Origin of the sequence: Clostridium tunisiense TJ (assembly GCF_000300195.1) — a bacterium.
Classification (GTDB): domain Bacteria; phylum Bacillota; class Clostridia; order Clostridiales; family Clostridiaceae; genus Clostridium_J; species Clostridium_J tunisiense.
Map to the genome: position 1 here is coordinate 405,982 of NZ_AMQH01000006.1, position 23,352 is coordinate 429,333.

Sequence of the window (23,352 nt, forward strand, 5' to 3'; positions counted from 1 at the left end):
TCCTCCTTATATTTTTATAAAATTAATTTATTTCTTTTATTAATAAGTTACTTTTACTACTTCCTCTACATTATTAACAATTGCTTCCTTAACTATAAGTTCTAGTACTTTATCTAGCTCTTTATACATAACTACATCTTTATCTATAAAATTCACAGCATTTCTTACTGTATCATAGGCTATTTTAGTTCCTTTTCCTAAAGTGACATTTTCTCTAAAATCTATGCCTTGACAAGCTGCTAAAATCTCAGTAGCTAAAACTCTTTCACAGTTTCTGATTATGTCCCTTCCCTTTCTTGCTGCTATAGTTCCCATACTTACATGATCTTCTTGATTTGCAGAAGATGGTATAGAATCCACACTAGCTGGATGAGCTAAAATTTTATTTTCTGACACTAAAGCCGCTGCTGCATATTGGGTAATCATAAACCCTGAGTTTAATCCCCCATGCTTAACTAAAAAAGCAGGTAAATCATTTAGTTGATAGTTTATCAATCTTTCAAGTCTTCTCTCGGATACATTTGCAAGTTCTGCCATAGCAATACCTAGAAAATCAAAAGCTAAAGCCATTGGCTGACCATGGAAGTTTCCTCCTGAAATTACTTGGCCTTCTTCAGTAACTATTGGATTGTCTGTTACTGAATTAATTTCAATTTCAACTTTTTCCTTTACATAGTTTAAGGCATCCTTGCTAGCACCATGGATTTGTGGAATACATCTTAAGGTGTATGCATCTTGAACTCTTATCTCTCCTTGATTTGTGATAAGACTACTTCCTTCTACTAAATTTAAAACATTCTCTGCTGTTTTGATTTGTCCTCTATGAGGCCTAATATTATGCGTTCTTGGGTCAAAGGCATCTCTTATACCTCTTAGTGCCTCTAAAGTTAAAGCTGAAGCTATGTCTGAGGTTTTTACAAGGTTAATTCCATCATAAAGTGCAAGAGCACCTACTGCTGTCATTATTTGAGTTCCATTAATAAGGGCTAGACCTTCCTTAGCAACTAATTCTACTACAGGAATTTCTGCTCTTTTCATTGCCTCCTGGCCAGTTAATATCTCTCCTCTATATTCAGCTTCCCCTTCCCCAAGCATAGGAAGCACCATATGAGAAAGTGGTGCTAAGTCTCCTGAAGCCCCTAAAGAACCCTTCTCTGGAATTATAGGATGAACTCCTTTGTTTAACATTTCAATGAGAGTACTTAAAGTTTCTAATCTAATGCCAGAATACCCTTTTGATAAAGCATTGGCTCTTAGTAGCATAGCAGTTCTAACCTCATCTTTTGCTAGGCTATTTCCGAAGCCACAAGAATGAGATATAATAAGATTTCTTTGAAGAGTTTTACAATCCTCTCCTGATATAGTTACATCAGAAAATTTTCCAAACCCTGTAGTAATTCCATAAACAACCTGGTCATTTTCTACAATGTTATCTACTATACTTCTTGATTTAATTACTCTTTTCTTTGCTTCTTCACTAAGCTCTACCTCATAATTTTCTCTAGCTACTTTGATAATTTCTTCTAGAGTTAAACTATTTCCATCAATCACCACTTTTTTCATTTAATAACCCCCAATATTTATAGATTTCTATATCTACTCTATTCTTTATAAAACTCAAATAACCTCCTAAAAATATATCAAGAATATTGCGAATATTTTTAACATAACATCACTTTACTTTGTTAAACTTCTCATACTGCTTTTTATCTATATAGATATACCACGTCTTAGCTTTAAATAAAATTAAATTTTTCTATACTTGGATAGCAAAATACTTTAAGGTTTCAAGTAGTAAATCTATATATATATGACTTACAAAATAAAAAGTCTAGTTCAAAAACCTAGACTTTTTATTATAAAATTCTTATTCCTTAGCCAAGATAATCATTGAAACAATTATTAATATACTTCCGAAAACTACTCTTAAGGTTAAAGCTTCTTTAAGTATCAATACACCTAGAATAAGGCTTACTATAGGTTCTAAGGTGCTAAATATAGCTGCATTAGAGGACCCAATGATTTTTACCCCTTGTAAGAATGCCATTAACGCAACTACCGTAGATATAAAGGCTAGCAGTAATATAGCAATAAAGCTATAAAACTCTATATTAAAATTAAGGGTATTAGTAGCTACTCCAAATATAAGTTCAGAACCTGCCGCAAGAAGTGATACATAAAAGGTCATCACATAACTATTTATGGCTTTAATTTCTTTGTGAGAGGCACCTAAAACATATAGTGAATAACATAAGGAAGAAAGTAGTCCTAAGAGTATTCCCATAGGATTATATGTAGTTCCTCCTACTTCTATCATAGTAAAGATACCACCTATTGATAAAAGCAGGCATACTATTTTCTTTAATTGTACTTTTTCTTTAAAAATTATAGTTGAAAATAAAGTAACTATAGCTGGGTAAGTATAAAGAAGCATAGTAGCCATACCTACTGATATATAGTTATAAGCCATGAACAAAGTGGCTGAAGTTAATGAGTACCCTGCAATACCAAGTATAATTACTATCTTAACTTGACTTTTATTTAACTTCATTGATATTTTATTAGTCTTTAAATAGTAAAATATCATTAAAGAAGCAAATAAAAATCTCAAAAATAGCGTAGTTATAGTATTAGCGCCTCCGTTATATGCTAACTTTGCTAATATAGGCATAATACCAAAAGAAACTGCAGATAAAATTATATATAATACCCCATTTAGTTTGTCGTTTTTCCCCATTTTGTCCTCCAATAAATTCTTTTATTATAGACTTTTAATGTGTTTGTTAAAGTAGCTTTCTCCTACCTTATTATACATTATTATCTATATCATTACATTATAAATCTAGAGAATGCAAAATATTCAAAAGAAAAATCACTATAATAATTTAGAATTCTTATAGTGATTCCATTAATTTTCCTAGCCATCAATTATGTTTTTATATATAGCTTCATATGTTGCCCAAAAATTTTCTAGGGTAAATCTTTCATAGAGTAACCTTTCACCATTTACCCCTTTTACTTTAATTTCTTGATCCTCATAAGCCTTTTTCATTGTTTCATATATAGCTTCACTATTTTGATCTTTTATTATATAGCCACACTGCTTTTCAAGAATACTCTCCAAATCCCCTACTTTAGTTGCCATTACTGGCACTTTTACATAGGCTGATTCTAACATTACTAATGGAGGTGCTCCACCTTCACTGAAGGAAGCTATTATAGAACAATCACAAAGCTTTAAATAATCTATAGGATTATCCACAAAGCCTGTAATGAATATACTTTTTTCTAATCCACTACCTTTTATTTTCTCTTCAATTTCCGCTCTTAAATCGCCATCACCAATTAAAAGCAGTTTACCCTTATTGCCTTCCTTAATAAATCTTGAAAAGGCTTCAAGGACGTTTATGTGATTTTTTATGGGATGAAATCTTCCCACCATTCCAAAGACAAAATCCTCTTTAGAAATATGATATCTATTTCTTATGCTTTCTTCTGTTTCTTTTCGCTTAATTCCTTCAATATCAATAGCATTATTTACTACAAACTTTCCCCCTTTAAAACTTTTTTCTTCTAGTAAAAGTTTTAAATTATTAGAAATAGTAATATAGTTTTTAAAAGTCTTTAACCCTAATATACTTATGGGCGTAAATAATAATAATTTTATTTTGCTATTCAAAAAATCATATCTAAAATCACTGTGTATAGTAGCTACAGTTTTTTTATTTATCCTTGACCTATAAATTAAATGTATCAAAGAAGTTCTTGCTCCATGAAAAACAACTAAATGGCAATCACTTTTATTTATATAATCTATTAGTGGTAAATTCTTTGTAGCTTTTTTAAATACTTCATTTTTTATACCCTTACTTATTGCCTTATCATATAAAATTCCTTTTCCTAGAAAGGCTATTTCATTATAAAAAGCCTGGTTTTTTTCATTGCATATATTAAGAACATGATTTCCTGCTCCACCATTATCATCCCCAGCTATTACATGTAAAATCTTCATAACATCCACCTCTATAAAATATATAACTTACTTATAAAATAAAGTATAGGTTACACCTATACTTTAATGGGTTTACTTACTACTTTTCTTTTATAACTTGAATTAAAAACTTAGGTATAGAGGATAACCTTTTAGCTCTCCAAGGTTCTTTTGCAACCCTATAAAACCACTCTAACCCAATATTAATCATCCACTTAGGTGCTCTCTTCACTTTGCCTGCAATTCCATCAAAGCTTCCTCCTACACCCATAAATACCTTACATGGTAATTCATCCATATATTTAATGATAAAGTTTTCCTGTCTTGGTGCTCCCATAGCTACAAATAACGCATAAGGGCTCTTTTCTTTTATATCCTCAATTATATCATTACAATTTTCCTGATCAAAAAATCCATTATGATACCCTAATATATTAAGTTCTGGATATTTTTTCTTTAAATTTAATACGCACTGTTCTATTGTTTCCTGAGATGCTCCCACTAAATAAATTCCTTTGTTGGTTTCAGCGCAACGTCTTACAATCTCATCCATTACTTCTATTCCCGCAATTTTCTCTTTTACTGGTTGTTTTACTATTCTAGAAGCAATAACCGTTCCAACTCCATCAGGTATTATTATTGCCTTGTCCGAGGCGAAATTTCGAAATAAACTTTCATTATTTAACCCTTGAAACAAAACCTCTGGATTCCCTGAAACAATATGAACCTTTTCATGTTTAAAGATTTCATTTATAAGATTTGATTTTGTATCTGAATAAATATTGTAATTAAGTAATTTAGTACTCATTAAAACCCCCAAGTTTTCCTCATAAATTTATAAAACTTATGACATTTTAGCTTTTACTTAAAATTTCCTCAAGTTCTAATACTATTTCATCTTTTGAGTCTAACTTTTTGGCTATTTCTAAGTGAAGCTTTGCTTGTGTTTTATCATTAATATTAATATAACACATAATTAAATTTGTACAAATTTCTATTGATTTAGTAACTTCAAAAGCTTTTCTAAAATACTGAATTGCAAAATCATAATTTCCTAAGCAAGCATGATTAATTCCAAGTTCATTGACTACTTCTATGTAATCACTACTTATTGCTAAAGCTTCATTTAAATAGTATACAGCTTTCTCAAAGTTTTCCAAAACTCTATAAGCTACAGCTATAAAATAGTAAATTTCTGCACTATCTCCTAAGGTATCTACAAGAGGAAGTAAAATTTTAAGTGCTTCTTTAGGGGCTTCGTACACCATTTCTTTACCTTTATCATACTCAGTAATAGTATTTAAGGAAGTTTTTAGTTCTGAAACCTCTTCTGTAACCTGACCTCCTAGAGATATATATTGATTAACTGCATATAAAGCTCCCTGAAAATCCTTATCATCTCTTTTAATTAAAGCTTCGTAGTAATAAGGTTTTGTATAATTACTTATTCCTTTTCCCCTTTGTATTAAGTTTAATTCTTCATCTTTAAAATTATTATTTTTATTTCTAAGAGCATCTACAAGTAGCAAGGCTTTGTCGAAAACTTCCTTGCTTTCATCCATCTCTAATAGCCCTCTTAGCAATATGTAAGCATCTTCATATTTTTCTTCTTTAATATATTTAAAAATTATTCCCTTAATGAATCTATCGCTATTTGGTACATGTTGTATTAGCTTTTTATAAGTTTCATTAAATTTAAATTCTTTATCAGCACCTAAAACATAAAACATTCCCTCGATAAACATATTTACAGGTATATGCTCTAGATTTTCTCCTGCTTTTGCCTTATCAACAATTTCATCTCCTCTTACTGGAAGAAATGTATTTTCAACAAATTTAAAATCATTTATCTTACTTTCCTTTTTTATTTCCAAGAATAATACTTTTGATAGTTTCTCCAATAAATAACTTTCAATACTCATATTCCACCATCCTATATGTTTGAATATTTTTATACAAATAATAAAAAAATAACCTTTATTACTCATATATAAACTAATTTTTCTCTGACTTTCTATATTACCATAGAATTGATTATTATACTAGAAATATACAGTATATTTAATATTATAAACAAAGTGAAAATTTTATTGCAATCCCAAAGATATTAATTTATAATTAATTTGTTTTATGTGTATATATATAAATAGTATTTAAATAAAATCCTGTGTTTGATGTTTTATTTATTCAATTATTTATTTTATTTATGTAAAATTATTTATTCAATTAATGTATTTTATTTGAACTGAAAATCTATATACATAAAACTAATGATTATTTCATAATTTAACTATAATAATTATATTACACCAATTGAAAGAATATAGAAAGAGGGTATGGAATTGTATAAGCTAAACCAAAACGAAACGCCACTTTTTGATGCCTTAATGGAATATGTAAATAGAGAAACTCTTCCTTTTCATGTTCCTGGACATAAAAAAGGAGTAGGAGTAGATAAAGAATTTAAAGATTTTATGGGAGAAAACCCATTCAAAATTGATGTGACAGTTTTTAAGCTTGTGGATAGCTACCATCATCCAACAGGTCCAATAAAAAAAGCACAAGAATTGGCTGCAGACGCCTATGGCTCTGATGCTTGCTTTTTTTCTGTACACGGTACTTCTGGAGCTATACAAGCTATGATTCTTTCTGTAGTTGGTGCAGGAGATAAAATAATAATTCCAAGAAATGTACACAAATCTATTACTGGCGGAATTATTCTAGCTGGAGCAATTCCAGTATACATGCAACCTGAGCTTGATAAACAAATTGGTGTAGCTCATGGTGTAACTCCAGAAACAGTTAAAGCAACTTTAGAAGAGCACCCTGATGCAAAAGCAGTACTTATAATTAACCCTACTTATTATGGAGTGTCTACAGATATCAGTAAGATTGCTGATATAGTTCATGACTATGATATTCCTTTAATAGTAGATGAGGCACACGGTCCTCACCTTAACTTTAATGAAAAATTACCAGTTTCAGCTATGGAAGCTGGTGCAGATATATGTGCACAAAGTACTCATAAAATTATTGGTGCATTAACTCAAGGTTCACTGCTTCAAGTTCGTTCAAAACGTATTAGCATACCAAGAGTAAAACAAGTACTTAACTTAATGCACACTACTTCTCCTTCATATATTCTTATGGCATCCTTAGATACTGCAAGAAGACAAATTGCCCTTGAAGGAAAAGAGCTACTTGATAAAACTATAGAGCTTTCTAACTATGTTAGAGATGAAGTAAATAAAATCCCTGGTTTCTATTGTTTTGGTGAAGAAATATTAGGAAGACCAGGTGCTTATGCCTTTGACCCAACAAAAATAACTATAACTTGCAGAGACTTAGGAATTACAGGCTATGATTTAGATATGATATTATCTAACAAATATCATATTCAAATGGAGCTTTCTGACCTTTACAATGTACTTATTGTAGGCTCTTTTGGTGATACTCCTGAAGGTATGGAAAAATTACTTAGTTCTTTAAGAGAAATTAGTAATGAGTACTACGGAAAAGGAAGTGCTAAGGCAGACTTTATAGATATCCCAGAAATTCCAGAACAAATCCAAATACCTAGTGAGGCCTTTAACAGCGTTAAAACTCCTGTTAGAATTAAGGACAGTGTTGGTATGATTAGTGGAGAGTTCCTAATGGCTTATCCTCCTGGAATTCCAATACTATGCCCTGGTGAAAAAATCAGCTCCGACATAGTAGATTATGTTCAAAGATTAAAAGACACTGGATTATATGTTCAAGGAACAGAAGACCCAGAGGTTGAGTACATCAGAGTAGTTAAAGCGGAAGATGCTGTTTATATCAATGTAGAATAATATTAAAAGCTATCAAGTATTTTCTTGATAGCTTTTTTATTTCTTATTACTATTATTTTATTTGCAGTATTTTAGTTTTCCTTATTAGCTTATTTTAGCAATTCTAGCTTTAAACACAACTTTTACTTATTGAACTTTATTTTTTAACACAAGTAATTTATATTCTGCATTAGTCTTTCCTGAGTTGGTTACAAGCTTTAAATATTGATTATAATTCATTGTAGCAATAGTTCCATAGGATCTTAAAAGATTTTCAAAGTATCCCATAGTGTAGTGAAGCTTCATTAAAGGCTCTGTGCTACGAGTATTAAATCTTATAGTATAGCTTTTTCTTGTCTTCTCTGCTCTTTTTTTTATGTCATTATAGTAAGCTGAGTTACTAGCAATTAATTGAATCTTTTCATAGTTGCAAACCATAGCATCCCTATAGTAAGGCATCAAAACCTCTATCATTTGCTCATTAAAGTATTCATGTTTTGCTTTCTCTTCCTCAATCTTATCTAGAAGAACCTTTAACTTTTCATTATTCTTAATTCTTAAAGCACTAAGCTTTGTTAGAGTGTTTTCAACTTCTTTTACTCCTTTAACTGCGGGTTCCTCTTCCTTGCGGTTTTTAACTTCTTTTTTGTTTTTATCTATCTTATTGTCTTTTTTACTTTTTTCCCTTTTATTTATCATTTGTAAAGCTTCAATGGCATTTTCAAAGTCATTGCTAGTCTTTTCTAAATCCCCATCTCTTTGCAAGGCTTTAATTATGCTGTCACTATCTTGACTAAAAAAGGCGTCCATGTAAAAGAATATCCTACCTAATCTTTCAATAGTATTCTTATTATTAACTACCTCATTATTCTCATCTAAATATAAATATTCCTTTGGATTTTCTCTGAACTTTCCAAAAACCTTTTTATTAAATACTACTTCTTTGTATAATTTGTCATGAAGCATTGCTGGCTGTGATACCATAACACTTTCAAATGTTTTCTTATAACTACTTGCAACCTTCATAACCTCTGGTGATGGTACTGTATATATGGACATATTAGTTCCCCCTTAATTGCTTTCCTTCAATTTTCTTCTATAATTTATTAAATATATATCTATTATTATCAATATTATTAATAGTATATATTATATCAAATATTTTGACAAATTTTAAAGTTATTAAGTTATTATTTTATAAATCCTTTCAGAACTTTACAATCCATAGCTATAAACAAAGCCTATAAATATAAAATGTTTATTTTAAGAAAATTATTCTTCCAAAGCAATATAAAAAAACACTAACCTTATATTAGCATTTCATTTCCCGTAAAAAAACATAACCCCAGGGTGAGGTCACAGAAAAATCCCTTGCTTTTCGGTGACATCCCTTAGGGTTACATTTTTATTTATCTATTATGCTTCCATTCCAGCTTTTAATGCTTTTTTATTAAGCTCAATTGCCTTTTCTGGTACTAATGATGCAACTACATCTTCCCAGTTGATTTCTTCTAGGTTTAAAGCCTTAAGTAATGCTCCAAGAAGTACTACGTTTTGCGCTTTAATATTTCCTAATTCTTTAGCAATTTTAGCTGCATTAATTATTAGGGTATTAGGAATTCTACTTTTTAATTCTTCACTAACTCCCTCTGGATATTTTTCTTCTCCAATTAAAACTGGTACTGGATGGATTTCATAGTCGTTAACAACTAAGTGTCCCCCATCCTTTAAATAAGGAAGTGCTCTTAAAGCTTCACTTTTCTCAAAGGCAACTATTACATCAGCCTTTCCTTTTTCAATTAATGGTGAGTAAACCTTCTCCCCAAATCTTACTTGAGTAGTAACACTTCCACCTCTTTGAGCCATACCATGAACTTCTGACATCTTAACATCATATCCATGTCTTAAAAGTCCTTCAGATAATATTTTTGAAGCAAGGATAGTACCTTGTCCTCCTACTCCTATAAATAGTATACTTTTAACTTCCTTCATATTATTCACCAACCTTCTCTATTGCAGTAAATGGGCAAACTTGCTTACAAACTTCACAACCATTACACATAGATTCATCAATACTAACTACACCATTTTGGAATTTAAGTGCTGGACATCCTGTTTTTAAGCACATTTTGCACTTTCTACAAACTTCCTCATTAACTTTGCACTTTAAGTTTACTCTTCTCTTCATTACTTCTTTTATTAGAGCACATGGTTGTTTTGTGATAATAACAAAAGGCTCTGTGCTGTCATGAGCTTCTTTAACAGCCTTCTTAGTTTCTTCAAGCTTATAAGGGTCAACTACTCTAATGTTTTCTTTCTTAATTCCACAACCAATAACTAGCGTTTCTATATCAATTACTGGTGCCACTCTATTTTGAAGAGTTTTACCTGTTCCTGGGTTCTCTTGGTGTCCAGTCATACCAGTAATGCTGTTATCTAAGATTACAGTTACTATTGGGCTGTTGTTATATACAACTTCAATTAAGCCAGTAACCCCTGAATGATAGAAGGTTGAATCCCCAATGAAAGCAAAAACTTTTTTATCTTGTCTTCCATCTGCCATATCCGCTTTTTGTAACCCTACTCCACCAGAAATTGAAGCACCCATACAAATTACTGTGTCAGTAACATTTAATGGAGCATTCATTCCTAAAGTATAGCAGCCTATATCCCCAGCAGCTACTACATCTTTATATTTTGATACCACATGGAAAATTCCTCTGTGTGGACATCCTGGACATAATACAGGTGGCCTTGATGGAGCTTTTAGTTCAGAACCATAATTTCCCTTACTTTCTTCTCCTAAAATAGCTCTTCTTATTATATCTGGATTTAATTCTTCACAAATTGGAATTATTTCTTTTCCTAAGCATTTAATACCTAGAGCCTTAACTTCTTTTTCAATATAAGGATCATTTTCCTCTACTACATAAAGCTTTTCTACCTTAGAAGCAAATTCTTTTATCATTTCATCTGGTAGCGGATAGCTAAAACCAATCTTTAAGTAAGAAGCATTATCCCCAAAAACTTCTTTACAATATTGATAAGATATTCCACTAGTTATGATACCAATCTTTGTATCTCCCATTTCAATTCTGTTTAAGCTACAGTTGTTAGAGTATTTTCTTAGTGCTTCTAATCTTTCTTCTACTTCATAATGTTTTATTTTTGAATGGTTTGGAGTCATAACATATTTTTTTATATTTTTTTCATAAGGTTTAACCTTTACTTCTTTTCTTTCCCCAAGTTCTACTACAGTTTTAGAGTGAGAAATCCTTGTAGTAACTCTAAATAGAACTACTGTATCATATTTTTCACTTACCTCAAAAGCTTCCCTCATGTAATCAAGACATTCTTGAGAATCTGAAGGCTCAATCATAGCAACTTTAGCATGTGGTGCATAAAGTCTGTTATCTTGCTCATTTTGAGAAGAGTGCATTCCTGGATCATCGGCATTTACAACTACAAAGCCCCCATTTACTCCTTCATATGCCATAGTGAATAGTGGATCTGCAGCTACGTTTAATCCAACGTGTTTCATGGTAGTCATAGATCTTGCTCCACCAATTGATGCTCCTGATGCTACTTCAAAACCAACCTTTTCGTTAGGAGCCCATTCTGCATAAACTCCTTCGTATGTAGCAAAGTTTTCTAAAATTTCTGTACTTGGTGTTCCTGGATAAGCTGAGGCAACATGGCATCCTGCTTCATAGGCACCTCTTGCAATGGCTTCATTACCAGTCATTATAACTTTCTTCATTTTTTTACCCCCATTTATTTATTCTTTGGAATGGATTAGCTGCTATAAAACAACAATCCAATCCATCCCCATAAGTGTTTTTACATACATAAAATAATATGAAACTTTTTATATTTAATTACTTTAGAAGAATAATTTCCTGCATAAATTACTAATTTTGCTTTGTTTTGATTTATCTTACAACCTTTAAACCTGAAAAATAAAGGAATTATCCCTCCCAAGTTCATATTACCTGGAATCAAATTAAACTAATACAGCTCCAAGTGCTATTGAATAAAGCTTAGACTTAGCACTATCTGCTCTTGAAACTAAAACTACTGGACACTTAGCACCAACAATAACTCCAGCACTTTCTGCTTGAGCAAAGTAAGTTAAAGATTTCCCTAAGAAATTACCAGCTTCAATATTTGGAACTAATAATATATCTGTTTCCCCTGCAACCTCACTTACAATTCCTTTATGATGTGCAGCTTCCTTAGAAATAGCATTATCTAGTGCTAATGGTCCATCTATAATGCAACCTTTAATTTGTCCTCTTTTATTCATAGTAGCTAAAGCTGCTGCATCTAAAGTTGCTTGCATTGAAGGATTAACTACTTCTACAGCACAAATTGGTGCAACCATTGGCTTCTCTATTTGTAGTGAATGAGCAACCTTTACTGCATTATTAATTATTCCAATCTTGTCCTTTAACTCTGGATAAGGTACCATACCTCCATCAGTTAAAAATAATAACTTGTGATAAGTTGGTACTTCATAGATCATCACATGAGATAAAAGATTGTTTGTTTTAAGTCCAGCTTCTTTATTTAGTACAGCCTTTAGTAAATCAGCAGTTCCTAAAATCCCCTTCATTAAAAACTGTGCTTCTCCCCTACTTACAAGGTCCACTGCTTTTGCAGCAGCTTTATTAATATCACACTCGTCCTCAATTCTCATATTAGATAAATCTAAGTTTAATTCTTCTCCTAGAGATAATATTTTTGTCTTATCCCCAACTAATATAGCATCAACTATGTTATCCTTTACAGCTTGTACCACTGCTTCTAAAACAACCTTATCTTGGGCTGCAGCAATGGCTATAGTTTTCTTTTGTCTTTCCTTAGCTAAGCTAATGAGTTCTTCTAACTTTCTTATCATAGTTTCACCCCTTGATTATAAATAAAAAATTAAATACAAGTTGTTATGCAAACCAATAAAGTTACATAGCAATTTATTGCTATGTAACTATGGACACATAAAAGATGTATATTTCTAAAAATTTCTTATATTCACAATTTTAGTATAAACTTTTTGCTATTTTTCGTCAATTTTACCTGCTAAAGTAAAATGCCTGTAAGCAAGTTTTTTTTATTTATTCATAAATACATAGAGTTTAAATTGTATTTAATAAATTTCTTTTACTATAGTTTATTTAAATTACATTACTATTCGGTGATCATAAAAATTCTTTTTAAATCAAGAATACTTATTTACTCCAATCTGTTTTTAAGCAAGAAAAAAACAGGGTTATCTCCCTGTTAATAATTTGTTTTATAATAAACTTATCCAATTTGGATTTTCGATATAATAAAAAACACCCATAGATTTGATATGCACAAATCTATGAATGCCTCCTCTTACAGATGTTCTTTTAACCATGTAACTGCGTCTTCTATCATTCCCATTGTTATCTTATGATTTATATTTGCAACCTCAATTAATCGAAGATTACTTGGATTTTTTGTATATAGTGGGCTTACTTTATCATAAAATAACCTTTGAGTTTCAATTGGTACTGAAGTATCTTGTACTCCATGCAATATTAAAATGGCTTTTTCTTTTATTCTGTCGCCATTGTTTGCTGGGTCATATGATTTTACAATTCGATTATCTTCGTCACTAGGTGGTGGCATATGATTTCTTTTAATAGCTTCTTGCCAAGCAAATGTTCCATTAAGTCCGATAAGGCATTTCACATTCAGGTTTTCGACCATAACTCCCCCCGCAGTAATTGCCCCCATAGAACTTCCCATAATTCCAATCCTTTTAGCATCAGCATCATGCTCTCTTATAATTGTATCTATAAACTGCTTAGACTCCTTAATGCTTTGAATTATTATTTTCCACAAATATCTATCACAATTTTCAATATTATCATGATCTATAGCATCTCTTTCCCCGTGATGTAAAGCATCTGGGACAACAATCTGATATCCGTAAGCAGCAATTGTCATTGCATTAAATCTTATAAATTCTTTACTTGAATGCCATCCATGATAAAATATTACTGTTGGTAATACTCCTCCATACCCATTTGGTCTAAATTTTAAAAATGGAATACCGTTTGCTTCCTCTCTTGTAATTGAAATGAAATTATTTTCATATTGAAAAATTGACCAACCCATCTTTTGCTCTCCTACCTATTCAATATTAAATCCAATATATTTTCAATTAAACAATTTTGCTCTAATCTTATTATGTTATTTGAAATTTTTTTATTTAATGAACATACAGCTACTTTATAACCCAAATCTATATCAAACAATTTAAAAGTATATTCCTTATTTTCACTGTTACTAATCACTTTAATATTTTCATATTGATCTATTTCAATTGAAAATGACTTTAAAGGCATTGATAACCCTTGTCCACAAAATTTGATATAGCTCTCTTTTAAGGTCCATATTTCATAAAATCTATCTAATTTAGATTTCGAATCTTTATTGGCAATATACTGAAATTCCTTTTCTGTAAAAAAGTTTTTAGCTATCTCTTCAAACTCCAGGTGTTTTATCTCTTCAATATCTACTCCTATAGGTTTATCATCAATTGCACATAATACATACTCCCCCGAATGAGATATATTAAAATTAAAATTTGGATAGCCTTTCAGATATGGCTTGCCATATTGATTTTTATTGAATCTTATATGTTTATTATTAATCTTTAGGTTTTCAATAACTATTTTTCTTATTAATATTTCCCCAATCAGCGTTCTAATCTTATCTTTTTTATTAATCAACTTTTTAATTTTATAACTTTTTTCTGAATCAATTAGTAAACATAGCTTATCCAGTTCTTCTTCACTAATATCAAAAATTTTTACAACATAAATCTCCATAAAGTTCTCCATCATAAACTTTTTATCTTGATATACTTCAAAATATTTCATAATAATTAATACATTTCCATTAACTAACATTATACATCATATTTACTAATTTATTATTATCTTTAAATATTTATAAAAACATATAGTTTCATATCTTTTTGTGAACTTAACCTTTGTTTCTTCCTTTTAAAATGCCTACTAAAATCTCCTAATTCTTTTCAAGAAGGAATTATAAAATAAATAATTTAAATAACGAAGGGGTTGGTTTTGAAAGAATTCATTTTGAAAAAATTCATCAAAGCATAGAAAAAAGCTATGATATTCTAAAATTAAAGTATGTTCTTAAAAGAATACACTGTAATAATTTAGGTTATCATAGCTTTTAATATTTTATTACACTCATTAATAATTATACTGATGAATTGTATCAATAATCTTTCTTAACTCCTCTACTGGAACTTGCCCAGGAGCAGACATTTCCTTTCCTGACCCAAAGGTTATATCCGAACCAAAAATTTCACCAGAAATTCTGCTAATTAGCCCCATATTTCCCATAGCCATTGTAATAATAGGTATATTCCCGTAACCCTCTTTCATAATTCTAGAGGCATCTAGTAAGTTAATCACATCTTCAGTGGAATTGGGCATCACTGCAACCTTAAAAATGTGCGCCCCTAAACTAACAGCTCTTTGATATCTATCTAGAATTTCATCTTTAGAAGGAGTTTTTTCAAAGTCATGAGCAGATAAAATAACAGCAACTCCATTTTCTTCAGCAGTTGAAATTATTTCTTCAATATGCTTCTCATCATTGAATAGCTCAATATCAACTATATCAATTAATTTTGTTCTTATTATTTCTTTATTTAACTTTAAATAATATTCTCTAGTAACTTCTTTTTCTCCACCCTCTTTAAGGCTACGAAAGGTAAAGATAATAGGTATATCAGTTAATAGCTTCCTGATTTCTTGCAGTACAGTCTTAATTTTATCTATATTTAAAAAGTCATCATAAAAATCAACTCGCCACTCTACTAAATCCAAAGGTAATTCCTTTAAGTAACTTGCCTCTTCCATAAGTTCTTCAAGACTCTTTCCTACCAAGGGTGCACAAATTTTTGGAATACCTTCTCCAATTGCAACATTTCTAACCTTAACCACACTCTTCATATGAATCCTTCCTTTTATATCTTTGTGTATATTTTATCATAAAGAATAACTTTTTCTTTAAGTTTTTAATATTATTTCAAAATCCTTCTTCTTTTTACACCTCTTTACCAAACTGTGTAATATACTATAATAAAATACTTATTTTTCTTTACATTAGTTTAGTGAACAACAATGCCTTTTATACATAATGTTATTTTATATAGATAAGTATTTAATCAAAGGGGATGATTTAGTGGAAAATTTGCTACATAAAAAAACATTGATAATAAGCTTTGTGGTCTTCCTACTAATAGTTATGTCTGCTTTATATTTTTCAAACAAAATAAGTTTGCGAACTTATAAAATTGCTCACTCATGGGCAATAGATGTAAAGGACCCAACGCAGGTATATGATAATTCAGATTTTATTTTTATTGGAACAGTAGAAAAACAGGTTGGAACAATAACTTATGGCAACTTCCCAGAAACTCAATTTTCTGTAAAGGTTCATCAGGTTATTAAAGGGAATATAAAAAATACTATCATTGTAAACCAAGAAGGTGGTATAAAGAATTATACATTGACAATAGCAGAAGGAGATAAGTTGCTGATTCCTGGTGAGAAATATTTACTTATAGGCAAGTTTGACAAAGAAACTAACATTTACACTGTACTACCAGTATACGGTGATGTTCTAATAAGTGATGATTTAGATATCCAAAAGCACGTGGATACATTTAGCAAATTTAACTAATACAAAAATAGTGTTATCTCCTACTTTGTTTTAGAGTAGCCCTTTTTACTATAAGCAAAAAATCAAGAGTAGATCTTCTTTTAAGAAGCCTACTCTCTTTTAATTGATATTCTATTTATTTTCTAAATATAACTCTACCATCTATATTTTTAACATCCTTACAGCCTGTTAAAACCATAGCTGATTTTAGTTCTCCCTTTAATTCTTCTACATAAGTCTTAACTCCTTCAGTCTGTCCTCCAAAGGAAGCTGTAACGAAAGGTCTTCCAATAAGTACTGCGTCAGCACCTAGAGCAATAAACTTAAGTACATCTACTCCAGTTCTTACTCCTCCATCTGCTAGGATAGTTACTTTTCCTTTTACAGCATTAGCAATATCCTCTAAAACCTCAGCTACTCCTGGAGTTTGATCTAATACTCTTCCTCCATGATTTGATACTACTATAGCATCTACTCCTGCCTCCACTGCTAGTAGAGCTTCGTCTACTGTCATGATTCCTTTAAGGATAAATGGAAGTTTAGTACTTTTTACTAATTCTTTTATGTCTTCAACAGTTTTAGGCATTACTGGTTTTCCGTGAAGAGCTAGGGTTATAAGCCCACAAGCATCTATGTCCATTCCTACTGCGAAGGCTCCAGCTTCTTCAGCCATTTTTATCTTTTTAATTACATTTTCATTTTCCCAAGGTTTAATAAATACAATCCCTTGTCCCTCAGCTTTCTTTAAAGCTTGAAGATTAGTAATCAGGAAGGAGTCCACTGCTGTATCCCCTACCATTGGATATATGCCTGCATTTAAGCATCCATCAATTACCCAGGATATATACTCTTCCTCAGTAAATTTTCCACCCATGTTTAAAGTAGTTCCTGAAACAGGTGCTGCAAACACTGGAATATCTAGCTTTTTACCAAATAGTTCAATTGAGGTATCAGGATTTTTAGCATCATGAATTACTCTCATGTTTAGCTTATATTTATTTAAAGCATCAATATTTACCTTAAAGGCATCTCCTGAGCCTTTACCACCCATTCCAGGCACTTGTCCAGCACAAGCAACTCCATTACAAACTGGACAAACTTTGCAACTATTGTTAAGGTTTTCTCTAGCAGCTTTTCTTACTTCTTTAATATTCATGAAAAATCCCTCCATCATAAGTTATAATTTAATCTATTTTTTATAATTATTTTATATAACACTTATAGTAGCTTAAGGCATGTAAAAATAAATACAACTAAAAACTATTTTCCTCAAAGCATTTTTCTAGTTCCTCTTCTGTATAAACCTTAATGCCATTTCTTAGGAGGAGTTCCGCAGCAACTCCATTGCCAGGCTTTTTATTACCACTGAAGGTTCCATCATAAATAATTCCTTTTCCACAAGAAGGGCTTCTTGCTTTTAAAATAGCAACTTTTGCCTCTACAGCCTTTGCAATTTTAAAGGTTTCTATGGCTCCTTTTATAAACTCCCCTGTTACATCATCATTTTCATCGGTTCCTTTAACTCTAGCTTTTCCATCTAATACTAAAGCTCCATCCCCTTCAATGATTTCATGAGCAACTCTAGGAGTTTCTTGCCCTCCAAGCTGTTCTGGGCATACAGGAATAGCCTTGCCTTCTTGTAACAACTTAAGTACTTTTTCATTTAAGTTATTGCCACCATCATATTTGCAGTTAATACCACAAAGACATCCACTTACTAAGATCACTTTATCACCTCAAAAATCCCTCTACTTTATTTGCACTACTGTAACTCCTGTTCCACCTTCACCATAGTTTCCTAGTCTAGAACCTTTTACATGAGGGTGTCTTCTTAACAGGTCAGTAATTGCACTTTTTAGTACTCCTGTTCCTTTTCCGTGAATTATGGTAACTTCATTTAGTCCACCAAGATAAACTTCATCTAAGTACTTATCTACAGTGTAAATTGCTTCTTCTGCATCCATACCTCTTAAATCCACAGAAGTTGCTACATTTTTAAGATTTAGTCTAGCTTCTCTTTTTTGCATTTTAGCTTTTTTCTTATCTTCTTGGTTTACCTTTGACTTTCTTAAATCAGAAAGTTTTACAGAAATTTTCATTATACCAGCTTGAACTTGAACTTCACCTTTGTTGTCAGGTTTTGAAAGTACTATTACATTTTGATTTAAGGATGGAAGATAAACGTCATCTCCCTCTCGAACTGTTTTTAGTTGTTCTCCTGTATACTCTTCTGACTTTTTCATGGAATCTTCCATGTTTTCAAGCCTATCCTTTATTTTTTTTCTTTCAGTTTCTAACATATTTCTAGCTTCTGAAGAATATCCTAATTTTTCAAGATCTCTAATATTTTTAAGAATATTATCTGCCTCATCTTTAGCAATTTTAATAAGCTGTTTTGCTTCCCTTTGAGCCTCATAAAGGGCATTTTCTCTATTTTTCTCAAACTTATATAATTTCTCTTCAAATCTTTCCTTAAGCTTCTCTGCATCCTTCTTTAATATTTCAGCAGCACGAGCATCATTTTCTGCTTTAATACTCTTTTGCTGAAGACTTTGAATTAAATCTTCAAATTTAAGACTTTCACTTGATATATTTTCTCTTGCAGAGCTTATAATATATTCTGGTAGCCCTAGTCTTCTTGAAATTTCAAAGGCATTAGATTTACCTGGAACTCCAATTAAGAGATTATAAGTTGGTCTTAAGGTCTCCACGTTAAATTCCACAGAAGCATTTTCAACTCCCACAGTTTTAAGTGCATAACCTTTTAACTCACTATAGTGAGTGGTTGCTACAATTTTTGTGCTTCTTCCTCTTAGGTTTTCGAGAATAGACACCGCAAGGGCTGCTCCCTCTGTTGGATCAGTTCCTGAACCTAACTCATCGAATAGAGCTAGAGTATTTTCATCTGCACCTTCAATAATTCCTACAATATTAGTCATATGAGAAGAGAAGGTAGATAGGCTTTGCTCTATGCTTTGCTCATCTCCAATGTCTGCAAATACTTTATCAAAGAAGCTTACCACTGAACCGGCTCTTGCTGGAATTAAAATTCCACTCATAGCCATTAAGTGAATAAGTCCAACGGTTTTTAAGGTTACAGTTTTTCCTCCAGTGTTTGGTCCCGTAATCACTAGAGAAGTAAATTCTCTACCTAAATAAATGTTACTTGGTACCACTACCTTTTGATCTATTAATGGGTGCCTTGCCTCAATTAAATCAATGATTCCCTTATCATTAACCTCAGGGCATATACAGTTAAGTTCACCAGCATACTTTGCTTTTGCAAAGATAAAGTCTAGTTCCCAAATTATATTTCCATTGTTTTCAACAATATCTACATTGGCAGTAACCTTTGATGAAAGTTCCCTTAGGATTCTTTCTATTTCTGCCTTTTCCTTAAGCATTAATTCTCTAATTTCATTATTAAGTTGAACTAAGCTCATTGGCTCAATAAATAAGGTTGCTCCAGAACCACTTTGGTCATGTACTAATCCCGGTACTTGATCCTTATATTCTGCTCTAACAGGAATAACATATCTATCTCCTCTAACGGTATATAGGTTTTCCTGTAAATATTTTGAGTTAGCTCTAACTAGTGACCCTACTTTATCTTTAACTGAAGAGCTTTTATCTCTTAAAGTTCTTCTAATACTATATAGCGCAGCACTTGCTCTATCTGAAATTTCTTCTTCACTTACAATTGCATTAAAAATTTCATCCTCAAGCTTTTTAAGTGGTACAAGTCCTATTATAATATCCTCAAGAACTCTATAGCCTTGCTCCTCTTCCTTGTGAGCAATGTAATCCTTAAATAATCTTGCACATCTTAGCATGGAACCAATCCTTAAAAGTTCTCCTGGCATTAAGGCTGAACCCTTAGCTGCCCTTGAAATTCCTTCTCTTACATCATGAATTCCATCAAAGGGTGGCGCTCCTTTTAAGCTTGAAATTTCTAGAGCCTCCTTAGTTTCTTCTAGGTGCTCTTTCATTTCATAAAGATTTTTATAAGGCATTAAATTATCAACAATATCTTTTCCCGCAGAGGTTTTGGCGTACTTTTTTATACTTTCTTTAATTTTTCCGTATTCTAATACCTTTAAGGTCTTCTCGTTCATTCTTTCACCTGCTCTCTTTATTCTACTCCTCTTTTATAATGTCCTCTTGTGTATTCCTTATAGTCACCTTCATACTTCTCGTCCATAATCATCTTTAGTACTTCTTTTATTTTATTTTCATCCTCATCTATAAAGTCCACTCTAAAGAAATTATATCCATTCTTTTTAAGTTCCTTCATATGAGGCACTAAGTTTACAGGCACATGGTTATAAATATGACTTCTACAATACTTATCAGTTTTTAAAATGAATTCTTCACCCATTCTATCCCTTAAAGTAAAAATGTCTCTTGCGCAATTAGCTCTGCAGCTCTTATTACTACTTTTTTCTCCAAAGGTGCTGCCAATAACGCAGTACTCACTTATCATAAGTTCATATTTTCCATAAAGAATAATTTGCATTGGCTTTTTCGTTTTTTCTGATAATTCCCTAAGTTCTCTTCCATTTAGCTCTACACTTAGGGCTGAAATATCCGCATAGCCACTGTAAAAGTCATAGCTGTTATGATTAAATATATTTAATTTATAGTCTCCAATTATTGAAGTCCTATCTTTAAATCTATTAATAATTCCAAGATTTGCAGTGACAATTCCCTTAACATTATTTAAGTTTTCTTCCACTACCCTTGCAATTCCCTCAAACTCTTCTTTAATTATATTTGGCACCTTAATATAAATGTTATTATAATTTAGCTCATTAATTTTTATATCATTGCCCATAGAAAATAAATCTAAGGCTAAAGCAATATTATTATATTTACTATTTAATTTTTCTTCTTCAATAAAGTTAATTACTGTGTTATATTGCTCTGATGAAGAAACGCAGATTAATAAGTCTGGAATTTCTTTGTGGGATTTTCCTCTATAGTTCTCCTCTACCCTTAATATATTTTCTTCACTTCTCTTATACCTTAAGGTTATGAAGTTAATAATTTTATCTATTAATTCTCTACGAACTAAGTTAATCCCTGCTACGGGTAAGAATCCTTCCTGAAGTTCCTTAAAGTCCACTTTATTCAGGTTAAAAGGTGTATCTCCTAGTTTGCTTAAGTTTTTAATTATACTTTCCTTATCCAAAGGCCTTTTTTGAGCTACCTGAACAATATCACCAGTTACTTCAAAGGTTTCTCCTTCATATTCAGCCTTTAGTTTAAAGGGCTCATTAACCTTAAATTCTACTTCTATATCTATTGGAAGCTTCTTTTCGTATATATTTTCATAGGCTGTAGAAAGCTCCTTCATAAGCTTTGTATCTGAAGTTACATAAAGCTCATCATTGGGTTTATATTTTTCTGGCTTGAGCTTTACTATGTCTCCTTTTTTAGCAAACTCCACTTTTTCTTTACCCTTTACTATAGAGGTTATATTAAAGCCGCCTTGATTAATTCTAATTCCATCTCCAAGAGAAATGTCCTTAGATAGGGTAATAGATAAGTCCTTATTTGCTTTTCCTAGGTATACTCCTGTATTTTTAGGGAAGCTGTAAGCCATCATATCCTTGCCCACATTTCCACGAAGATATGCTTTAGAAAACCCTTCTCTATTGAATAATTGGGTAAGAACTTCCCTATGTCTACTACTATCATAGCCCTTTTCTTTATAAACACTTTCAAGGGCTTCTCTATAACTTGATACTACTCCAGCCACATATTCTGGCTTTTTCATTCTTCCTTCAATTTTTAGTGAAGAAGTATTACTTTCTACTAAATCTTTAATTTCATCAATGGTGCACATATCCTTTGGACTTAGTAAATACCCTTCTCTAGTTTCCTCATTTCCCTTATTAATAACAGTATAAGGTAATCTGCAAGGCTGAGCACATCTTCCTCTATTTCCACTTCTTCCACCAATAACACTACTCATAAGACATTGTCCTGAATAACTTATACATAAAGCTCCATGAACAAATACCTCTGTTTCCACACCTAAATCTGTAGAAATGTACTTAATTTCCTTTAGGCTTAATTCTCTTGAAAGTACTATCCTTTGAAAACCTAAATCTCTTAAAAACAATGCACCTTCTCCATTGTGAATTGTCATCTGAGTTGAGGCATGTATTTCAAAATCCATCATAGAGGCTTTCACTAAAGTAAATAACCCCATATCCTGAATTATTAGTGCATCTACACCAATGGTATATAAATATTTTGCATATTCAAAGGCTTCTTTCATTTCATTTTCTTTTATTAAGGTATTTAGTGCAATGTATACTTTTATTCCATAAAGATGGCAGTAATCCACTGCTCTAATTAAGTCTTCATCACTAAAATTACTTGCATAAGCTCTTGCTGAAAATTTTGTTCCTCCCATGTAAATAGCATCACAACCTGATTGCACTGCTGCATACATGCTCTCCAAGCTTCCGCCTGGTGCTAATAACTCTATTTTATTCATATTCATCTCTCCTATTGCCATACCTATAATTATACAATACTGTGAATATAAAACAAGGTAATGTATTTGTACAAATTATAGTAAAACTTCCAAATAAGGCAGTATCTTATAGTTTAATTTGGTTTTCTTCTTTAGTTTTAACCAACTTTTCTATTTAATGTACTTGTTTAAGGTTATACTCTGTTTTATATTTTTAATCATCTATTTGCTCTAGTACCTAATATAATTTCTTTTTGACTTCTATATATTTCTAGTTTATCATTAATTTGTATATAATTATATTGCATTGTTGAAAAGTTTCATAT

18 protein-coding genes are annotated in these 23,352 nt (G+C 31.3%); 2 read left to right on the top strand and 16 right to left on the bottom strand.

Annotated features, from left to right (window positions below):
• Positions 1-39: 39 nt before the first annotated feature.
• The 5 genes from hutH to C661_RS0107375 form a co-directional block, all read right to left on the bottom strand.
• Positions 40-1,563 carry a histidine ammonia-lyase gene (gene hutH / locus C661_RS0107355; protein ID WP_017414679.1) on the bottom strand — a complete coding sequence of 508 codons (1,524 nt, stop codon included), beginning with the start codon at positions 1,561-1,563 and terminating at the stop codon, positions 40-42.
• A 304-nt stretch (positions 1,564-1,867) separates the two neighbouring features.
• Entirely contained in the window at positions 1,868-2,737 is an 870-nt protein-coding gene (locus C661_RS0107360) for a DMT family transporter (RefSeq protein ID WP_017414680.1), read from the bottom strand.
• 180 nt (positions 2,738-2,917) lie between these two features.
• Entirely contained in the window at positions 2,918-4,012 is a 1,095-nt protein-coding gene (locus C661_RS0107365) for a glycosyltransferase (protein WP_017414681.1), read from the bottom strand.
• Between the two features lie 79 nt (positions 4,013-4,091).
• Positions 4,092-4,799 (bottom strand): WecB/TagA/CpsF family glycosyltransferase, encoded by a 708-nt coding sequence (locus tag C661_RS0107370; RefSeq protein WP_017414682.1) that lies wholly within the window; start codon positions 4,797-4,799, stop codon positions 4,092-4,094.
• 46 nt (positions 4,800-4,845) lie between these two features.
• Positions 4,846-5,913, bottom strand: coding sequence for a tetratricopeptide repeat protein (locus tag C661_RS0107375; RefSeq protein ID WP_017414683.1), 1,068 nt, complete (start codon positions 5,911-5,913; stop codon positions 4,846-4,848).
• A 420-nt stretch (positions 5,914-6,333) separates the two neighbouring features.
• On the opposite strand from C661_RS0107375, the gene C661_RS0107380 reads away from it, so the two are divergent.
• Entirely contained in the window at positions 6,334-7,824 is a 1,491-nt protein-coding gene (locus C661_RS0107380; RefSeq protein WP_017414684.1) for an aminotransferase class I/II-fold pyridoxal phosphate-dependent enzyme, read from the top strand.
• A gap of 126 nt (positions 7,825-7,950) precedes the next feature.
• Here C661_RS0107380 and C661_RS0107385 read toward each other — a convergent pair whose 3' ends face one another.
• The 7 genes from C661_RS0107385 to aroD form a co-directional block, all read right to left on the bottom strand.
• A complete protein-coding gene (locus C661_RS0107385) occupies positions 7,951-8,862 on the bottom strand; it encodes a hypothetical protein (RefSeq protein ID WP_017414685.1) in 912 nt (303 codons plus the stop codon).
• Between the two features lie 357 nt (positions 8,863-9,219).
• Positions 9,220-9,795 (bottom strand): indolepyruvate oxidoreductase subunit beta, encoded by a 576-nt coding sequence (locus C661_RS0107390; RefSeq protein ID WP_017414686.1) that lies wholly within the window; start codon positions 9,793-9,795, stop codon positions 9,220-9,222.
• 1 nt (position 9,796) lies between these two features.
• Positions 9,797-11,563, bottom strand: a complete 1,767-nt coding sequence (gene iorA / locus C661_RS0107395) for an indolepyruvate ferredoxin oxidoreductase subunit alpha (protein WP_017414687.1) — start codon at positions 11,561-11,563, stop codon at positions 9,797-9,799.
• 243 nt (positions 11,564-11,806) lie between these two features.
• Positions 11,807-12,703 carry a phosphate butyryltransferase gene (locus tag C661_RS0107400; RefSeq protein WP_017414688.1) on the bottom strand — a complete coding sequence of 299 codons (897 nt, stop codon included), beginning with the start codon at positions 12,701-12,703 and terminating at the stop codon, positions 11,807-11,809.
• Positions 12,704-13,182: 479 nt separating this feature from the next.
• On the bottom strand, positions 13,183-13,950 hold the full coding sequence (locus tag C661_RS0107405; protein WP_017414689.1) for a prolyl oligopeptidase family serine peptidase: 768 nt from the start codon (positions 13,948-13,950) through the stop codon (positions 13,183-13,185).
• Between the two features lie 11 nt (positions 13,951-13,961).
• Complete coding sequence (locus C661_RS0107410) at positions 13,962-14,717, bottom strand: 4'-phosphopantetheinyl transferase family protein (RefSeq protein WP_202803537.1); 756 nt, start codon at positions 14,715-14,717, stop codon at positions 13,962-13,964.
• A 342-nt stretch (positions 14,718-15,059) separates the two neighbouring features.
• The gene (aroD, locus tag C661_RS0107415) at positions 15,060-15,827 is read right to left on the bottom strand and encodes a type I 3-dehydroquinate dehydratase (protein ID WP_017414691.1); all 768 of its coding nucleotides are present in this window, start codon (positions 15,825-15,827) and stop codon (positions 15,060-15,062) included.
• A gap of 232 nt (positions 15,828-16,059) precedes the next feature.
• Between aroD and C661_RS0107420 the strand changes: the two genes are divergently transcribed.
• Positions 16,060-16,560 carry a hypothetical protein gene (locus C661_RS0107420; RefSeq protein ID WP_017414692.1) on the top strand — a complete coding sequence of 167 codons (501 nt, stop codon included), beginning with the start codon at positions 16,060-16,062 and terminating at the stop codon, positions 16,558-16,560.
• Between the two features lie 115 nt (positions 16,561-16,675).
• Here the strand turns inward: C661_RS0107420 and C661_RS0107425 are convergent, their stop codons facing one another.
• The 4 genes from C661_RS0107425 to C661_RS0107440 form a co-directional block, all read right to left on the bottom strand.
• Entirely contained in the window at positions 16,676-17,695 is a 1,020-nt protein-coding gene (locus C661_RS0107425) for an alpha-hydroxy-acid oxidizing protein (protein ID WP_017414693.1), read from the bottom strand.
• Positions 17,696-17,792: 97 nt separating this feature from the next.
• Complete coding sequence (locus C661_RS0107430) at positions 17,793-18,266, bottom strand: 2-thiouracil desulfurase family protein (protein WP_017414694.1); 474 nt, start codon at positions 18,264-18,266, stop codon at positions 17,793-17,795.
• A gap of 21 nt (positions 18,267-18,287) precedes the next feature.
• Positions 18,288-20,654, bottom strand: coding sequence for an endonuclease MutS2 (locus C661_RS0107435; protein WP_017414695.1), 2,367 nt, complete (start codon positions 20,652-20,654; stop codon positions 18,288-18,290).
• A gap of 17 nt (positions 20,655-20,671) precedes the next feature.
• Positions 20,672-23,047 carry a U32 family peptidase gene (locus tag C661_RS0107440; protein ID WP_017414696.1) on the bottom strand — a complete coding sequence of 792 codons (2,376 nt, stop codon included), beginning with the start codon at positions 23,045-23,047 and terminating at the stop codon, positions 20,672-20,674.
• Positions 23,048-23,352 lie beyond the last annotated feature (305 nt).

Coding starts and splice junctions, on each gene's coding strand:
- hutH (WP_017414679.1), bottom strand. CDS start 1,563: ATGAAAAAAGTGGTGATTGATGGAAATAGTTTAACTCTAGAAGAAATT.
- C661_RS0107360 (WP_017414680.1), bottom strand. CDS start 2,737: ATGGGGAAAAACGACAAACTAAATGGGGTATTATATATAATTTTATCT.
- C661_RS0107365 (WP_017414681.1), bottom strand. CDS start 4,012: ATGAAGATTTTACATGTAATAGCTGGGGATGATAATGGTGGAGCAGGA.
- C661_RS0107370 (WP_017414682.1), bottom strand. CDS start 4,799: ATGAGTACTAAATTACTTAATTACAATATTTATTCAGATACAAAATCA.
- C661_RS0107375 (WP_017414683.1), bottom strand. CDS start 5,913: ATGAGTATTGAAAGTTATTTATTGGAGAAACTATCAAAAGTATTATTC.
- C661_RS0107385 (WP_017414685.1), bottom strand. CDS start 8,862: ATGTCCATATATACAGTACCATCACCAGAGGTTATGAAGGTTGCAAGT.
- C661_RS0107390 (WP_017414686.1), bottom strand. CDS start 9,795: ATGAAGGAAGTTAAAAGTATACTATTTATAGGAGTAGGAGGACAAGGT.
- iorA (WP_017414687.1), bottom strand. CDS start 11,563: ATGAAGAAAGTTATAATGACTGGTAATGAAGCCATTGCAAGAGGTGCC.
- C661_RS0107400 (WP_017414688.1), bottom strand. CDS start 12,703: ATGATAAGAAAGTTAGAAGAACTCATTAGCTTAGCTAAGGAAAGACAA.
- C661_RS0107405 (WP_017414689.1), bottom strand. CDS start 13,950: ATGGGTTGGTCAATTTTTCAATATGAAAATAATTTCATTTCAATTACA.
- C661_RS0107410 (WP_202803537.1), bottom strand. CDS start 14,717: ATGAAATATTTTGAAGTATATCAAGATAAAAAGTTTATGATGGAGAAC.
- aroD (WP_017414691.1), bottom strand. CDS start 15,827: ATGAAGAGTGTGGTTAAGGTTAGAAATGTTGCAATTGGAGAAGGTATT.
- C661_RS0107425 (WP_017414693.1), bottom strand. CDS start 17,695: ATGAATATTAAAGAAGTAAGAAAAGCTGCTAGAGAAAACCTTAACAAT.
- C661_RS0107435 (WP_017414695.1), bottom strand. CDS start 20,654: ATGAACGAGAAGACCTTAAAGGTATTAGAATACGGAAAAATTAAAGAA.
- C661_RS0107440 (WP_017414696.1), bottom strand. CDS start 23,047: ATGAATAAAATAGAGTTATTAGCACCAGGCGGAAGCTTGGAGAGCATG.